Raw genomic sequence first — 13,484 nt, 5'->3', positions numbered from 1 at the left:
CCTCTGTCCAGCATGTGGGCCCGCCTGTACCGACCCTCGGTACAGGCGGGCCCGTCTGCTTATCCTGAACCCCATGCTGACCATCACACGGGCTCTGTACGACCAGATCGTCGCGCACGCCCGCGCCGACCATCCGGACGAGGCCTGCGGCGTGGTCGCGGGCCCGGCGGGGTCCGGGCGCCCGGAGCGCTTCGTCCCGATGCTCAACGCCGCCCGCTCGCCCACGTTCTACGAGTTCGACTCGGGCGACCTGCTGAAGCTCTACCGCGACATGGACGACCGCGACGAGGAGCCGGTCGTCATCTACCACTCGCACACCGCGACCGAGGCGTACCCCTCCCGTACCGACGTCTCGTACGCGAACGAGCCCGGCGCCCACTACGTCCTCGTCTCCACGGCCGACACCGACGACGCCGGCCCCTTCCAGTTCCGCTCGTTCCGGATCGTGGACGGCGTGATCACCGAGGAAGAGGTCGAGGTCGTCGAAACCTACTGACCAGCGGTTCCCGGGCGGACGCGAGGCCGATGTCCGTATGGTGAGCGGATGTCGTCCGCTATGTGGGATCACACTCTGGTTCCCCGAGCGGGAATCGATACGATGACCGCATGGTTTCCATCGACGTGAGCGAACAGACGCCGGGCACCGTCCTGCTCGTGGCGCGGCTGCACGTCGACCTGTGCCGCCTCGCCAGCGCCATGTGTCCACACGGCGCTGCCGCCTGAGCCGCGGCCCATCGCGCACCACCACCTCCGCACCGCGCACCCCGCGGGCGCCCGGGTCCGGGCGCCCGCACCGCAACGCCTGCCTTTCTGCCGCCTTTCCACAGGAGCCCACGCCATGGCCATCGAGGTCCGCATCCCGACCATCCTCCGCACCTACACCGACGGCGCCAAGGCCGTCGAGGGCAGCGGGGACACCCTCGCCGATCTCTTCGCCGACCTCGAGACCCGGCACACGGGCATCCACGCCCGCATCGTCGACGACGGCCAGCTGCGCCGCTTCGTCAACGTGTACCTGAACGACGAGGACGTGCGCTTCCTCGACGGCATCTCCACCAAGCTGGCCGACGGCGACAACGTCACGATCCTGCCGGCCGTGGCCGGTGGCATGGCCTGACATGCGCTACGACAGCCCGCTCGCCGCCGTCGGCAACACCCCGCTCGTCCGGCTGCCCCGTCTGTCCCCCTCGGACGACGTACGCATCTGGGCCAAGCTGGAGGACCGCAACCCGACCGGATCCGTCAAGGACCGCCCCGCCCTGCACATGATCGAGCAGGCGGAGAAGGACGGCCGCCTCACCCCGGGCTGCACGATCCTGGAGCCCACCAGCGGCAACACGGGCATCTCGCTCGCGATGGCGGCCAAGCTCAAGGGCTACCGCATCGTGTGCGTCATGCCCGAGAACACCTCCCAGGAGCGGCGCGACCTGCTCGCCATGTGGGGCGCCGAGATCGTCTCGTCGCCCGCCGCCGGCGGCTCCAACACGGCCGTACGGGTCGCCAAGGAGCTCGCCGCCGAGAACCCGTCCTGGGTGATGCTCTACCAGTACGGCAACCCGGACAACGCGGGCGCCCACTACGCCACGACGGGCCCGGAGATCCTCCAGGACCTCCCCTCCATCACCCACTTCGTGGCGGGCCTCGGCACCACCGGAACCCTGATGGGCGTCGGCCGGTACCTGCGCGAGCACAAGCCGGACGTCAAGATCGTCGCCGCCGAGCCGCGCTACGACGACCTCGTGTACGGGCTGCGCAACCTCGACGAGGGCTTCGTCCCCGAGCTGTACGAGGCGTCCGTCCTCACCACCCGGTTCTCCGTCGGCTCCGCCGACGCGGTGACCCGCACCCGTGACCTCCTCCAGCAGGAGGGCATCTTCGCCGGCGTCTCCACGGGCGCCGCGCTGCACGCCGCGATCGGCGTCGGCAACCGGGCGCTCAAGGCCGGCGAGAGCGCCGACATCGTCTTCGTCGTCGCCGACGGCGGCTGGAAGTACCTGTCGACGGGCGTCTACACCGCCCCGACGACAGAGGCCGCCATCGAAACCCTCCAGGGCCAGCTCTGGGCGTAGGCCGCGTCCGGCGTGGTGCTCCGCACCGCGCAGGGTCTCCCGGTCCGCCGTGGTGCTCCGCACCGCGCAGGGTCTCCCGGTCCGCCGTGGTGCTCCGCACGCCAGGGCGGGCCGGCCCTGCGGCGGGCTCAGTCGGCGGCCAGGTGGCGGACCTGGTCCCAGACCAGCGGGTCCACCGACCCGACCCGGCGGCGGAACTCCCACAGCGGGACGTCCCGCAGCTCGTCCGTCTCCAGGAAGCTCGGCCGGCCCTGAGCGTCGCCCACCGAACCCGGCGGCAGCGCGATCACCCCGGTGCGCTCACCGCGCCCCTTGCTGGTGATCTTGGCGACGAGCGCCTCGCCGCCCCGTACCGACAGCACCAGGCACGGCCGGTCCTTCGAGCCGGGGCCGTCCTCGAACGGCACGTCGGCCCACCAGATCTCACCCGGCTCCGGCCGGTGCTCCGGCGCCCCCCGAGGCCGCTGGGGCCGCGGAGCCGGCCGTACGCCCGCGCGCCCCGCCGGGCGGGTGCGGCCACCGGGACCGCGGCCCCCGGGGCGGCGGCCGGGGGGCCGACCGCTCCGGCCCCAGCCGTCGGCCACCGCCGCGACGAGGGCGAGCACCACCACGGCGACGAGCGCCAGCCACCAGGACGTGTCCATACCCCAGGACGTTACAAGAGCGCCGCCCGCCGCGCCCCGCCGCCCGCGCCGTCCACAGGGTCCATCCGAACCGGTGACAGCGCAGGTGAGTTCCCCCACAACGGGCCGCTGCGAAGGAGCGCCCCGCCCTGCCGCGCCGTACGCTCGACGCACCGCACGACCTCCCCCGTCAGCGTCGCCCCGCTCCCGTCCACGGAGGTTCACGCTCCATGAAGCTCACCGTCGTCGGCTGCTCCGGGTCGTTCCCGTCCGCGGATTCGGCCTGTTCGAGCTACCTCGTAGAGGCCGACGGCTTCCGGCTGCTCCTCGACATGGGCAACGGCGCCCTCGGCGAGCTGCAGCGCCACTGCGGTCTCTACGACCTCGACGCCATCTTCCTGAGCCACCTGCACGCCGACCACTGCATCGACATGTGCGGCTACTTCGTCGCGCGCTACTACCGGCACGAGGGCGGGCGCTGCCCGGCCATCCCGGTGTACGCGCCGGACGGCGCCGAGCAGCGCCTGACGACGGCGTACGCCGACACGCCGTCCGACACGTCGATGAGCGAGGTGTTCGACTTCCACACGCTCAAGCCGGGCTCCTTCGAGATCGGCCCGTTCCGGGTCCGTACGGAGCGGGTGTGCCACCCGGTGGAGGCGTTCGGCATCCGGATCGAGCACGGCGGCGCTTCGCTGACGTACTCGGGCGACACCGGGGTGTGCGACGCGCTGGACACGCTGGCCTCCGGCACGGACCTGTTCCTGTGCGAGGCGTCCTTCACGCACGGCAAGGAGGACATCCCGGACCTGCACCTCAACGGCAGGGAGGCGGGCGCCCACGCGGCGCGCGCGGGCGCGGGGCGGCTGGTGCTCACGCACATCCCGCCCTGGACGGACGGGCAGCGGAACCTGGCGGACGCGCGGGCGGTGTACGACGGCCCTGCGGAGCTGGCGCGGCCGGGCGCGGTCTACGAGCTCTGAGAGCCGACGGCGCCGTCGAGGCCGGACAGCAGCTCGCGCAGCAGCGCGAGGTCCTCGTGCAGGCCGTGGCCGGCGCCCCGCTCCGCTGCCGCATGGAGCGCCGGCCGCACCAGGTCGTAGCGGCCGCTCGCCAGTGCCACGGTCGCCTGTATCTCGAACAGCTGCCCCATGACGTGACGGCTGTCGACCGTCTCCCACCGCGCGGCCGCCGCGATGCGGTCGGCGAGCGTCGAGAGCCGGGTGAGCACGCGACCCGACTCCATGAGCGCGGTGAAGTACGCCGCTTCGACGTGACGGCCCACGCCGTCGAGGCGGGCGGCGAACTCGGTGATCTCCTCAGAGCCGCCGAACCCCACGGCGAGCCTGCACAGGAGCGCCCAGGCGTCGACGTTCCGCTCGGTCAGGTACTCCGGGGAGTCGTCGGGCAGCGGCCGCTCCACAGCGGTGCGCAGCTCGTCGAAGAGGGCGCGCAGCCGCTCGGGCCCGGCCGCACGGAAGTCGGTGGTGTCGCGGACCGCGTAGTACACCCAGGTGGCGTTGTCCGGCTCCTCCCGCCGGCACAGCTCCAGCAGCCGCGCGTTGCGCTGCCGCTTGCTCCTGCGCTCCATGACCTCCGGCGTGTAGCCGGTGTGGTCGAACCGGGTCGCCAGGTGGATGCGGGGAGGTGCCTGCCCCTCCCTGTCGTACGGCTTCTCGTGAACCCGGCCCCGGTAGCGGAAGCGGGTGCTGGCGCGCAGTATCCGCCGGTTGTCCGAGTAGCCGGTGCCGTCCGCGTCGACGATGAGCGGGGAGACGACGAGGTCGGCGGAGGGCAGCAGGTGGTCCAGTGCGCGCAGGGCCTTCCTGAGGCTTCCGGCGTCCTGCTCCCTGAGCACCTCGTCGGCATCCACGAAGACCACCCAGCCTTCGGTGATGTGCTGGAGCGCCAGATTGCGGTGGTGGGCGAAGTCGTCGCACCAGGGAGCGGTGAGCACCTCGACGTCCGGTCGGACGCGGCGGGCTCGGGCGACGGTGTCGTCCGTCGACTGGGAGTCGATCAGCAGGATCCGGTCGGCGTCGTGGACGAGCGCGGTGAGGCACGCCTCGATGTGCTCGGCTTCGTCGCGGGTGAGGACGGCGATCGTGATGGGCGTGGCGGTGGAGGTGGCGTAGCCGGCGCTCAGCTCGTGCGGTGTGCGGGGGCCGAGAGCGGTCCGCGCGAGCTCTGGGCTCATCGCCGTGACGGGCCGGAGGCCGGCCGCCAGGGGGGATCCGGTCAGGGTTGGTGCCAGGTCCAGGAAGTCGGCGAAGTTCATACGAGTGCCCTTTCCGTGGACTCGTGCGGTGTGGTCGCGGTGTGTGAGTCGAGGTCGAGGGTCAGGTCGAAGCCGGCGTCCGGCAGACCGCCATGGGCGACGACGATCTTCGTGGCGTCGAGGGCGGTGAGGCGGGCCCACACCGTACGGAGCGTCTCCCCGTCGATGCCGCTGAAGCTCTCGTCGAAGAGGAACGCGTCCGGAGCCTGGAGCACCGCCCGGGCGAGGGACAGCCGCTGGAGCTGCCCTCTGGACAGGCGACCGCCGCCCTCGCGCAGCGGGTGGTCGAGGCCGTCCGGGAGCCCTTCGACGACGTCGAGGAAACAGGCGGTACGGCAGGCGTCGAGGATCTCGGCATCGGGCCGGTCCGTGCCGAGGGTGAGGTTCTCCCGTATGGAGGCGGTCAGCAGGACCGGCGTCTCCGGTACGTAGAGCACCTGCCGTCGCAGGGCCTCCTCGGGTACGCGGGTCAGCTCCGCGCCGCCCAGGGTGATCCGTCCTCGGTAGTCGGGGTGGAGGCCCGCCAGGGACTTGAGGAGGGTGCTCTTGCCGGAGCCGTTGCGGCCGCGGACCAGCATGCTCGTGCCGTGCGGCACGTCGAGGTCCACACCGCTGACGACGGGCCGGTCCGGGGTGGTGTGGTAGAGAGTGAGCGATCGGGTCGCGATGCCGCCGCGGGGACGTGGCTGCTCGGCGTCCTCCGCGGCGAGTCCGAGCCGCGGGTCGTCGTGCTGGAGGGCTATGTCGCGATAGCGCCCCAGAGCCGCCGACGTACGTTGCAGTGTCACCTGGAGAGAGGCGATCGATTCCATGGCGCTGAGGAAGTAGCCGGCCATGGTGAGATATCCGAAGAGCACTCCCATGGTCACGGCACCCGCTCCGACCTGGAGCAGCCCTGTCCAGGTCACGACGATCGTGAAGACGGCCTGAGTGGTCAGCTTGGTTACCGCGTTGAGGTTTTCCAGTCGGCCGAGCCGGGTTTCGGACTGGATTCTCCGATCGAGCGCGGTCGTGATGCGGGAGAGAGCGAGAGTCCGCTTTCCGTACGAGACGAGTTCCGTGTGGCCCTGGACAATGGTGACGGCTTCCGACTTGAGTGTGGCGTCCCGCTGGAGGGCTTCTTCCGCTGCTTCCCGAATGGGTGTGTAGAGGGCGTACGAACTGAGGACGTTGACCGCTGCCGCCGGTATGAGGATGAGGAAGAGGAGCGGCTGCACTACCAGCAGGTATCCGCCCACCGTCAATACCACGAAGGCGTCCATGGTCAGGCCGATGGCGGTGGAGGTCACCAATGCCTGTATTTCCTGCACGTCGTCGAGGCGGCTGACCAGGTCGCCGGTCCTGCGCGTGCGGAAAAAGGAGAGCGGTAGGCGCAGGAGCTTCTCCGTGTAGCGGGTGGACAGCTGCCGTTGGAGCTTCTGGCCCAAGGTGACGATCATTCGGCCGCGGGCGTACTGGAGCCCCGAGGCTCCGACCGTCAGCGCGATGAAGCCGCAGGCGAGCGCCGCTAGCGAGCCGCCGGAGCCGCCGCCCATGAAGTGGTCCACGGCGACCTGTACGAACAGGCTTACGGCCAGGGCCAGCAGGGACACGGCGGCGGTCGCGAGCAGGATGACCGCCAGAGGGCGGCGGTGATCACTCACCGCCTCGCGCAGCAGGGCTTGGCCCCGTAGCCCCTTGAAGCGGGCGCGCAGCGTGAGCCGGTGGGCCGGACGGTCCGTGACCAGGGTCTCGCCGTGGAAGGTAGAGGCCAGTTCGGTCGCGGACACGTGCCGGACACGGTGGAACAGGGGGTCGCTGACCAGGAAGTCGTCGTGGTCCGTCACCGCGTGTACGACGACGAAGTGCCGGTAACCCTCGTCCTCCAGCAGGATCACCGCCGGCCCGGCGATTCGTACCGCCTGTGCCAACTGGGCGGTGTCGAGGAGCAGTAGCTCGGAGTCGAGCCCGTACCCGCGCAGGGCGTCTCGCAGGCTGAGGAGGGTGGAGCCGGAGTCTCCCAGCCCGATCGACTCGCGCAGGACGGGGGTGTCGACCAGGATGCCGTGTCTGCGCAGCACCGTACGCACACAGGCCGGACCGCAGTCGGTCTCGCCCTCCTGATGCGTGTGGTACTTCTGCCACTTCCGCTGCCGCTTCACCGCGCTCGTCCGCCCCCTTGTACATCGTGTGCGTCCAGTGCTTGAAAGAGCCCCTGAAAAGGCGGTGTCCGCCTCCCCGGCACGGGGAGGCGGACACCGTTTCCCCAGGGATTCAGGGGCGGCCGTAGAGCTTGTCGCAGCCGAGCGACTTCCACAGCTTGTAGTAGTCCGTCGGCGAACCGCCGCACGGCATCGGGTTGAACGACATGGCGTAGATGGCCGCGCACTGCGCACGGGTCGGCTTCTTACCCTCACCGGAGACCGCGGCGGCCTCCTCGTCGGTGAGAGCCGTGAACTGAAGGTTGCGAAGAGTCGAGAGACTCATGGTTCCCCCTCGCAGGGATGGAAAAGTGGTCTAGGCCAGTTTGTGACCTGCGAGAAAGGTAGTCAGTCGCGCTCTTGAAGATCAAGTCGGACGGCATGAGGGATCTCTCCCGTGTCGATGCCGTGCGCGGCGCGGGTGATGTGCTGCATCCCACCGGCAGTCGCGTTTACCCGTCGACGTGACGGCGAAGCCCGGCCGCCGTGGACGGCGGCCGGGCTCCTGATATTCCGGCGGGGTTTCGGGACTTACACGGCCCCTTCTCCCCCCTACTCGCGCATGGCTCCTACTTGGCCTCCGCCTTCTGCAGTTCGGCCAGCTCCTCGTCGGACTCGCGGCCCGGCGTCGGCAGGTTGAACTTGACGATCGCGAAGCGGAACACCGCGTAGTAGACCGCCGCGAAGCAGAGCCCCACCAGGGCCAGGCCCCACGGGTTGCTCGCGATGCCGAGGTTCAGCAGGAAGTCGATGGCGCCGGCGGAGAAGCCGAAGCCGTCCCGCATGCCGAGCGCCCAGGTGAGCGCCATGGACACACCGGTCAGTACCGCGTGGACGGCGTACAGCACCGGCGCGATGAACATGAAGGTGAACTCGATGGGCTCCGTGACGCCGGTGACGAACGAGGTCAGGGCCAGCGAGAACATCATGCCGCCGACGACCTTCCGGCGCTCGGGCCGGGCGCAGTGGACGATCGCGAGGCAGGCGGCCGGGAGGGCGAACATCATGATCGGGAAGAAGCCGGTCATGAACTGGCCGGCGCTCGGGTCACCCGCGAGGAAGCGGGCGATGTCGCCGGTCTTGCCGTCGAACTCACCGGCCTGGAGCCAGGGGAAGGAGTTGAGCAGGTGGTGCATGCCCACCGGGATCAGGGCGCGGTTGGCGACACCGAAGATGCCCGCGCCGACGGCGCCGGAGCCGACCAGCCACTCGCTGAAGTTGTGCAGGCCCGCACCGAGCACCGGCCAGATGCACCCCATGACGACGCCGACAGCCAGGCCCGCGAAGGCGGAGAGGATCGGCACCAGGCGGCGGCCGCCGAAGAACCCAGCCCAGTCAGGCAGCTTGGTGCGGTAGAAGCGCTGGTAGAGCAGGGCCACGATGAGGCCCATGACGACACCGCCGAGGACGCCCGCGTCGACCGCCTTCTCGACCATGACGATCTCGCCGTCGACGACCGTGGCCTGCTTGGGGAGGCTGCTGTCGGTGAACGTCCCGAGGACGTTCTTGAAGACCAGGTAGCCGGTGACGGCGGCGAGGGCGGTCGAGCCGTCGGACTTCTTCGCGAAACCGATCGCGATACCGACGGCGAACAGCAGCGCCATGTTGCTGAGAATGGCGTTGCCGCCCGCGAACATGAAGCTCGCGATCTTGTTGATGAAGTCGGGGAACGACGCGCGACCGAGCATGTCGTCGTTGCCGAGCCGGATCAGCAGCGCGGCCGCGGGCAGCACGGCGACCGGCAGCATCAGGCTGCGGCCGATGCGCTGCATGACCGCCATCACGCCCGCGCCCTTCTTCTTCTGCTCCGCCGCCGGGGCGGCGCTGGCCGTGGACATCAACTTCCTCCAGTGGGCAAGGCGCCGCCCAGGGGAAAAGGGGACGGCGGCGTCTCAGGGGGTGCGCGCGGCACGGGGACACGGCCGCGTGGTCTACACCAATAAGTGGTGTAGACCTGTTGTAGCACGGTGGGGATAGATAAGGAACCTGTGAAATCGTGATGTGACCTCTACGGTCCGTGCGCACGTCGCCGACGCGTGCGAAGGCCCCGGAACACCAGGGTCCAAGGGTCCTGATCCGGGGCCGTGCGGTCGCCTCCGCGTCGCCTGCCGCCTTCGTGCGGCCGCCTCCGTGGCGTCTCCGGGGCTGTTATGGCTTGGTGACCTCCCGCTCCATCTCCTCCTCGACCTCCGGTGGCTCCCGCCCCGGCGTCGGGAGGTGGAAGAGCGTGATCGCCAAACGGAACACCAGGTAATAGATCACCGCGAACGCCAGGCCGATCGGAATGATCAGCCACGGTTTCGTGCCCAGGTGCCAGTTGACGATGTAGTCGATCAGGCCGGCCGAGAAGCTGAACCCGGCGTGCACCCCGAACGCCCACGTCACCGCCATCGACACACCCGTCAGCAGCGCGTGCAGCCCGTACAGCAGCGGGGCCACGAACATGAACGAGAACTCGATCGGCTCCGTGACGCCCGTGACGAACGACGTCAGCGCCACCGACAGCATCAGGCCCGCCACCTCCTTGCGGCGCTCGGGCCGTGCCGTGTGCGCGATGGCCAGCGCCGCCGCCGGCAGGCCGAACATCATGATCGGGAAGAAGCCCGACATGAACTGCCCCGCCGTCGGGTCCTCGGCGAAGAACCGCGTCAGGTCGCCCTGCACCACCGTGCCGTCCGCCTGCGTGAACTCGCCGGCCTGGAACCAGAAGAACGTGTTGATGAACTGGTGCATGCCCACCGGGATCAGCAGCCGGTTCGCGACACCGAAGATGCCCGCGCCCCACGCGCCCAGGCCGATCAGCTGCCTGGCGAACCAGGTCAGCGCGTCGCCCACCGGCTCCCACAGCAGCCCGAACAGCACGCCGAGCACCACGCACAGGAACGCCATGATGATCGGGACGAGGCGGCGGCCGTTGAAGAAGCCCAGCCAGTCGACCAGCTTCGTACGGTGGTAGCGCTGCCACACGACCGCCGTGAGCAGGCCGATCAGGATGCCGCCCAGCACGCCCGGGTTCTGCGGCACCCCCTCCGGGAGGTCGGGTGTCACCGTCCCCTCGCGCGGGAACGCGGCCAGCACGTTGTGGTAGACGATGAAGCCCACCACCGCCGCCAGCGCCGTCGACCCGTCCGCCTTCTTCGCGAAGCCGATCGCGACGCCGATGCAGAACAGCAGGGGCAGACCGAACGAACCGTCGAGGATCGCCGTGCCGCCCTTCAGCAGCACATTGGACGTCTTCTCCCAGAAGTCGCCGCCCAGGTACGCCGAGAAGAGATTGCCGAGGCTGACCAGCAGGCCCGCCGCCGGCAGCACCGCCACCGGCAGCTGCAGACTCCGGCCGACCTTCTGGAGGCCCTGGAAGAGGCCGCTCCACCGGGACCGCCGCGGCGGGGTCGGCGGGCTCGGCGGTGCGGCGGCGCGCTCGCCGCCCCTGTCGTCGCTCATCGGCGTCCTCCCGGAAACAAGACTGGTGTAGACCAGTTGCGATAGGCTCCCGGAGCCCGGCCGCGGGCAGGGTACCGGTGATCATCATCATTGAGGACCAGCCAGGAGAACGCTCGCGAAGATGGGCCAACCGTGAGTTACCGTGACAAACGCGGATCCACGGTGCGCCAAGGCCGCGCTCTTTGACCGCACTCTTCGAACCGACAGGGAGAAACAACATGGCCAGCAAGGCTGAGAAGATCGTCGCCGGGCTCGGCGGTATCGACAACATCGAAGAGGTCGAGGGCTGCATCACCCGCCTGCGCACCGAGGTCAACGACCCCGCCCTGGTCGACGAGGCCGCACTCAAGGCCGCCGGCGCCCACGGCGTCGTCAAGATGGGCTCCGCCATCCAGGTCGTCATCGGCACCGACGCCGACCCGATCGCCGCGGAGATCGAAGACATGATGTGAGCACACATCGTCCGTGAGGGGCCCGTTCCCGTACCACCGGTACCGGAACGGGCCCCTCACTCGTCTGCCACTAGGCTCTTCCCATGTCTCGCATCGACGGCCGCACCCCCGAACAGCTCCGCCCCGTCACCATCGAACGTGGTTGGAGCAAGCACGCCGAGGGCTCCGTCCTCATCTCCTTCGGCGACACCAAGGTCTTCTGCACCGCCTCCGTCACCGAAGGCGTCCCGCGCTGGCGCAAGGGCAGCGGCGAGGGCTGGGTCACCGCCGAGTACTCCATGCTCCCCCGCTCCACCAACACCCGCGGCGACCGCGAATCCGTACGCGGCAAGATCGGCGGCCGTACGCACGAGATCTCCCGCCTCATCGGCCGCTCCCTGCGCGCCGTCATCGACTACAAGGCCCTCGGCGAGAACACCATCGTCCTCGACTGCGACGTCCTCCAGGCCGACGGCGGCACCCGCACCGCCGCCATCACCGGCGCCTACGTCGCCCTCGCCGACGCCGTCTCCTGGGCCCAGAAGCAGAAGCTCGTCAAGGCCGGCCGCAAGCCGCTCACCGGTACCGTCGCCGCCGTCTCCGTCGGCATCGTGGACGGCGTCCCCCTCCTCGACCTCTGCTATGAGGAGGACGTCCGCGCCGAGACCGACATGAACGTCGTCTGCACCGGCGACGGCCGCTTCGTCGAGGTCCAGGGCACCGCCGAGGCCGAACCCTTCGACCGCAAGGAGCTCAACGCGCTCCTCGACCTCGCCACCGGCGGCTGCGCCGACCTCGCCGCGCTCCAGCGCGGCGCCCTCGACGCCACGCTCTGAGCGCAACCGAGGACGCCCCGCGCGCGTCTACGCACACCACCGGGCGTACGGGACCGGCCCGGCCCGGCCGGTCCCGTACGCCCGTCACCACCACAGGGGAGGGCCCCATGCGCAGCCACCGTCACACCCGCACCACCCGCGTCGTACGCGCCGCCACCGCGACCGTCCTCGCCCTGGCCGCCCTCACCGCGGCCACCGGTTGCGCGGCCCTCGACAAGGCCCTCGACTGCGTCCAGGCCGCCGACGCCATCGCCACCAGCGTCGACCGCCTCACCCAGGCGGCGTCCGCCGCGGGCAACGACCCCACGCAGCTCGCCGAATCCCTCGACGCCATCGACAAGGAGGTCGCGAACCTCCAGAACAGCACCGGCGACGCCGACCTCTCCAAGGCCGTGGACGACCTCGCCAAGAGCGTCGAAACCGTCCGCACCGCCGTCGAGAACGGCGACACCACCCCCGACATCGCTCCCCTCACGGACGCCGCCGCCGAGATCGGCAAGGTCTGTACGCCCTAGCGGGAGCCGTCGCGGACCTGGCCCCGGAGCCAGGTCCGTACCGGACGTACCGGAGCCGTCCCGGACGTAGCCGCAGCCGTCCCCGCAGCTGAAGCCGCATCCGCATCCGCATCCGTATCCGTATCCGCATCCGGTTCCGTGGCCGTGGCCGTGGCCTCACCCGGGGCGCGATCCGCCCGCGCGGGCACCGCGATACTGGGGGGCATGACCCGCCTGATCCTCGCCACCCGCAACGCCGGAAAGATCACCGAACTGCGCGCGATCCTCGCCGACGCGGGCCTCGCCCATGAACTCGTCGGCGCCGACGCCCACCCCGAGGTCCCCGACGTCAAGGAGACCGGCGTCACCTTCGCCGAGAACGCCCTCCTCAAGGCCCACGCCCTCGCGCGGGCCACCGGCCTGCCCGCCGTCGCCGACGACTCCGGCCTCTGCGTCGACGTCCTCGGCGGCGCCCCCGGCATCTTCTCCGCCCGCTGGGCCGGCACCCACGGCGACGACACCGCCAACCTGAACCTGCTCCTCGCCCAGCTCGGCGACATCGACGAGCCCCACCGCACGGCCCACTTCGCCTGCGCCGCCGCCCTCGCCCTCCCGGACGGTACGGAACGGGTGGTCGAAGGCCGTCTGGAGGGCACCCTCCGCCACAAGCCCGCCGGCACCGGCGGCTTCGGCTACGACCCGATCCTCCAGCCCGTCGGCGAGACCCGCACCTGCGCGGAGCTGACCCCGGCCGAGAAGAACGCCATCAGCCACCGGGGCAAGGCATTCCGCGCCCTGGTCCCGGTGATCCGCGACCTGCTGGGCTGAGCCCCCGCCACTGTCGGCTCCCGCCGCCCGGGTACGCCGAAGGCGCAGCCGCCTGGGCTGCGCCTTCGAAAGCAAGGTAAGTGCGGCCGGAGGGACTCGAACCCTCACGGGTGTTACCCCACTGGGACCTAAACCCAGCGTGACTGCCAATTCCACCACGGCCGCCTGACCGTCAGACATCGTAGCGGGCCGGTCGTCCGGGGCGGGACCGCGTAGGCGTACGCCCCGGTCGGGGCACGGCAGTTCGGCACCGGGAGCGGGGCCGGGGTTCGGACGCCGGGGCCCTCAGGGGCTCAGTCCT

General features: G+C 70.4%; 15 protein-coding genes and 1 tRNA gene. 9 read left to right on the top strand and 7 right to left on the bottom strand.

Going from position 1 to position 13,484, the window contains the following annotated elements; all coding sequences use genetic code 11:
- Positions 1-73: 73 nt before the first annotated feature.
- The 4 genes from ACGF5U_RS05295 to ACGF5U_RS05280 all read left to right on the top strand — a co-directional run bounded on the left by ACGF5U_RS05295 (position 74) and on the right by ACGF5U_RS05280 (position 2,069).
- On the top strand, positions 74-496 hold the full coding sequence (locus ACGF5U_RS05295; RefSeq protein WP_392713067.1) for a Mov34/MPN/PAD-1 family protein: 423 nt from the start codon (positions 74-76) through the stop codon (positions 494-496).
- 110 nt (positions 497-606) lie between these two features.
- On the top strand, positions 607-723 hold the full coding sequence (locus ACGF5U_RS05290; RefSeq protein WP_392713065.1) for a putative leader peptide: 117 nt from the start codon (positions 607-609) through the stop codon (positions 721-723).
- A 115-nt stretch (positions 724-838) separates the two neighbouring features.
- Positions 839-1,117: a MoaD/ThiS family protein gene (locus ACGF5U_RS05285; RefSeq protein WP_392713064.1), complete on the top strand. Its 279-nt coding sequence runs from the start codon at positions 839-841 to the stop codon at positions 1,115-1,117.
- Between the two features lies 1 nt (position 1,118).
- Positions 1,119-2,069: a PLP-dependent cysteine synthase family protein gene (locus ACGF5U_RS05280; protein ID WP_392713062.1), complete on the top strand. Its 951-nt coding sequence runs from the start codon at positions 1,119-1,121 to the stop codon at positions 2,067-2,069.
- 128 nt (positions 2,070-2,197) lie between these two features.
- Here ACGF5U_RS05280 and ACGF5U_RS05275 read toward each other — a convergent pair whose 3' ends face one another.
- Positions 2,198-2,713: a type II toxin-antitoxin system PemK/MazF family toxin gene (locus ACGF5U_RS05275; RefSeq protein ID WP_392713061.1), complete on the bottom strand. Its 516-nt coding sequence runs from the start codon at positions 2,711-2,713 to the stop codon at positions 2,198-2,200.
- Positions 2,714-2,922: 209 nt separating this feature from the next.
- Here ACGF5U_RS05275 and ACGF5U_RS05270 point away from each other — a divergent pair, with 209 nt between their 5' ends.
- On the top strand, positions 2,923-3,675 hold the full coding sequence (locus tag ACGF5U_RS05270) for an MBL fold metallo-hydrolase (protein ID WP_392713060.1): 753 nt from the start codon (positions 2,923-2,925) through the stop codon (positions 3,673-3,675).
- Here ACGF5U_RS05270 and ACGF5U_RS05265 read toward each other — a convergent pair.
- The 5 genes from ACGF5U_RS05265 to ACGF5U_RS05245 all read right to left on the bottom strand — a co-directional run bounded on the left by ACGF5U_RS05265 (position 3,663) and on the right by ACGF5U_RS05245 (position 10,594).
- On the bottom strand, positions 3,663-4,970 hold the full coding sequence (locus ACGF5U_RS05265; RefSeq protein ID WP_392713059.1) for a glycosyltransferase: 1,308 nt from the start codon (positions 4,968-4,970) through the stop codon (positions 3,663-3,665). The genes ACGF5U_RS05270 and ACGF5U_RS05265 overlap by 13 nt on opposite strands.
- The gene (locus ACGF5U_RS05260; protein WP_392713058.1) at positions 4,967-7,111 is read right to left on the bottom strand and encodes a peptidase domain-containing ABC transporter; all 2,145 of its coding nucleotides are present in this window, start codon (positions 7,109-7,111) and stop codon (positions 4,967-4,969) included. Before ACGF5U_RS05260 ends, ACGF5U_RS05265 begins: the two co-directional genes overlap by 4 nt.
- 112 nt (positions 7,112-7,223) lie before the next feature.
- Positions 7,224-7,436 (bottom strand): hypothetical protein, encoded by a 213-nt coding sequence (locus ACGF5U_RS05255; protein ID WP_392713057.1) that lies wholly within the window; start codon positions 7,434-7,436, stop codon positions 7,224-7,226.
- A 283-nt stretch (positions 7,437-7,719) separates the two neighbouring features.
- A complete protein-coding gene (locus ACGF5U_RS05250) occupies positions 7,720-8,988 on the bottom strand; it encodes a PTS transporter subunit EIIC (RefSeq protein WP_392713056.1) in 1,269 nt (422 codons plus the stop codon).
- 310 nt (positions 8,989-9,298) lie between these two features.
- Positions 9,299-10,594 carry a PTS transporter subunit EIIC gene (locus tag ACGF5U_RS05245; RefSeq protein ID WP_392713055.1) on the bottom strand — a complete coding sequence of 432 codons (1,296 nt, stop codon included), beginning with the start codon at positions 10,592-10,594 and terminating at the stop codon, positions 9,299-9,301.
- Between the two features lie 218 nt (positions 10,595-10,812).
- On the opposite strand from ACGF5U_RS05245, the gene ACGF5U_RS05240 reads away from it, so the two are divergent.
- The 4 genes from ACGF5U_RS05240 to rdgB all read left to right on the top strand — a co-directional run bounded on the left by ACGF5U_RS05240 (position 10,813) and on the right by rdgB (position 13,183).
- Positions 10,813-11,046, top strand: a complete 234-nt coding sequence (locus ACGF5U_RS05240) for a glucose PTS transporter subunit EIIB (protein WP_392713054.1) — start codon at positions 10,813-10,815, stop codon at positions 11,044-11,046.
- Between the two features lie 83 nt (positions 11,047-11,129).
- Positions 11,130-11,861, top strand: a complete 732-nt coding sequence (gene rph, locus ACGF5U_RS05235) for a ribonuclease PH (protein ID WP_392713053.1) — start codon at positions 11,130-11,132, stop codon at positions 11,859-11,861.
- 107 nt (positions 11,862-11,968) lie between these two features.
- Positions 11,969-12,376, top strand: coding sequence for a hypothetical protein (locus ACGF5U_RS05230; protein WP_392713052.1), 408 nt, complete (start codon positions 11,969-11,971; stop codon positions 12,374-12,376).
- Between the two features lie 204 nt (positions 12,377-12,580).
- The gene (rdgB, locus tag ACGF5U_RS05225; protein ID WP_392713051.1) at positions 12,581-13,183 is read left to right on the top strand and encodes an RdgB/HAM1 family non-canonical purine NTP pyrophosphatase; all 603 of its coding nucleotides are present in this window, start codon (positions 12,581-12,583) and stop codon (positions 13,181-13,183) included.
- Positions 13,184-13,264: 81 nt separating this feature from the next.
- On the opposite strand, the gene ACGF5U_RS05220 is transcribed toward rdgB, so the two are convergent.
- A tRNA-Leu gene (locus tag ACGF5U_RS05220) sits at positions 13,265-13,348 on the bottom strand.
- Positions 13,349-13,484 lie beyond the last annotated feature (136 nt).

The sequence above is a fragment of the Streptomyces sp. NPDC047886 genome (assembly GCF_043204435.1).
Taxonomy (GTDB): domain Bacteria; phylum Actinomycetota; class Actinomycetes; order Streptomycetales; family Streptomycetaceae; genus Streptomyces.
The sequence above is the reverse complement of the archived record's forward strand: the minus strand, read 5'-3'. Positions and strand labels throughout refer to the sequence as shown.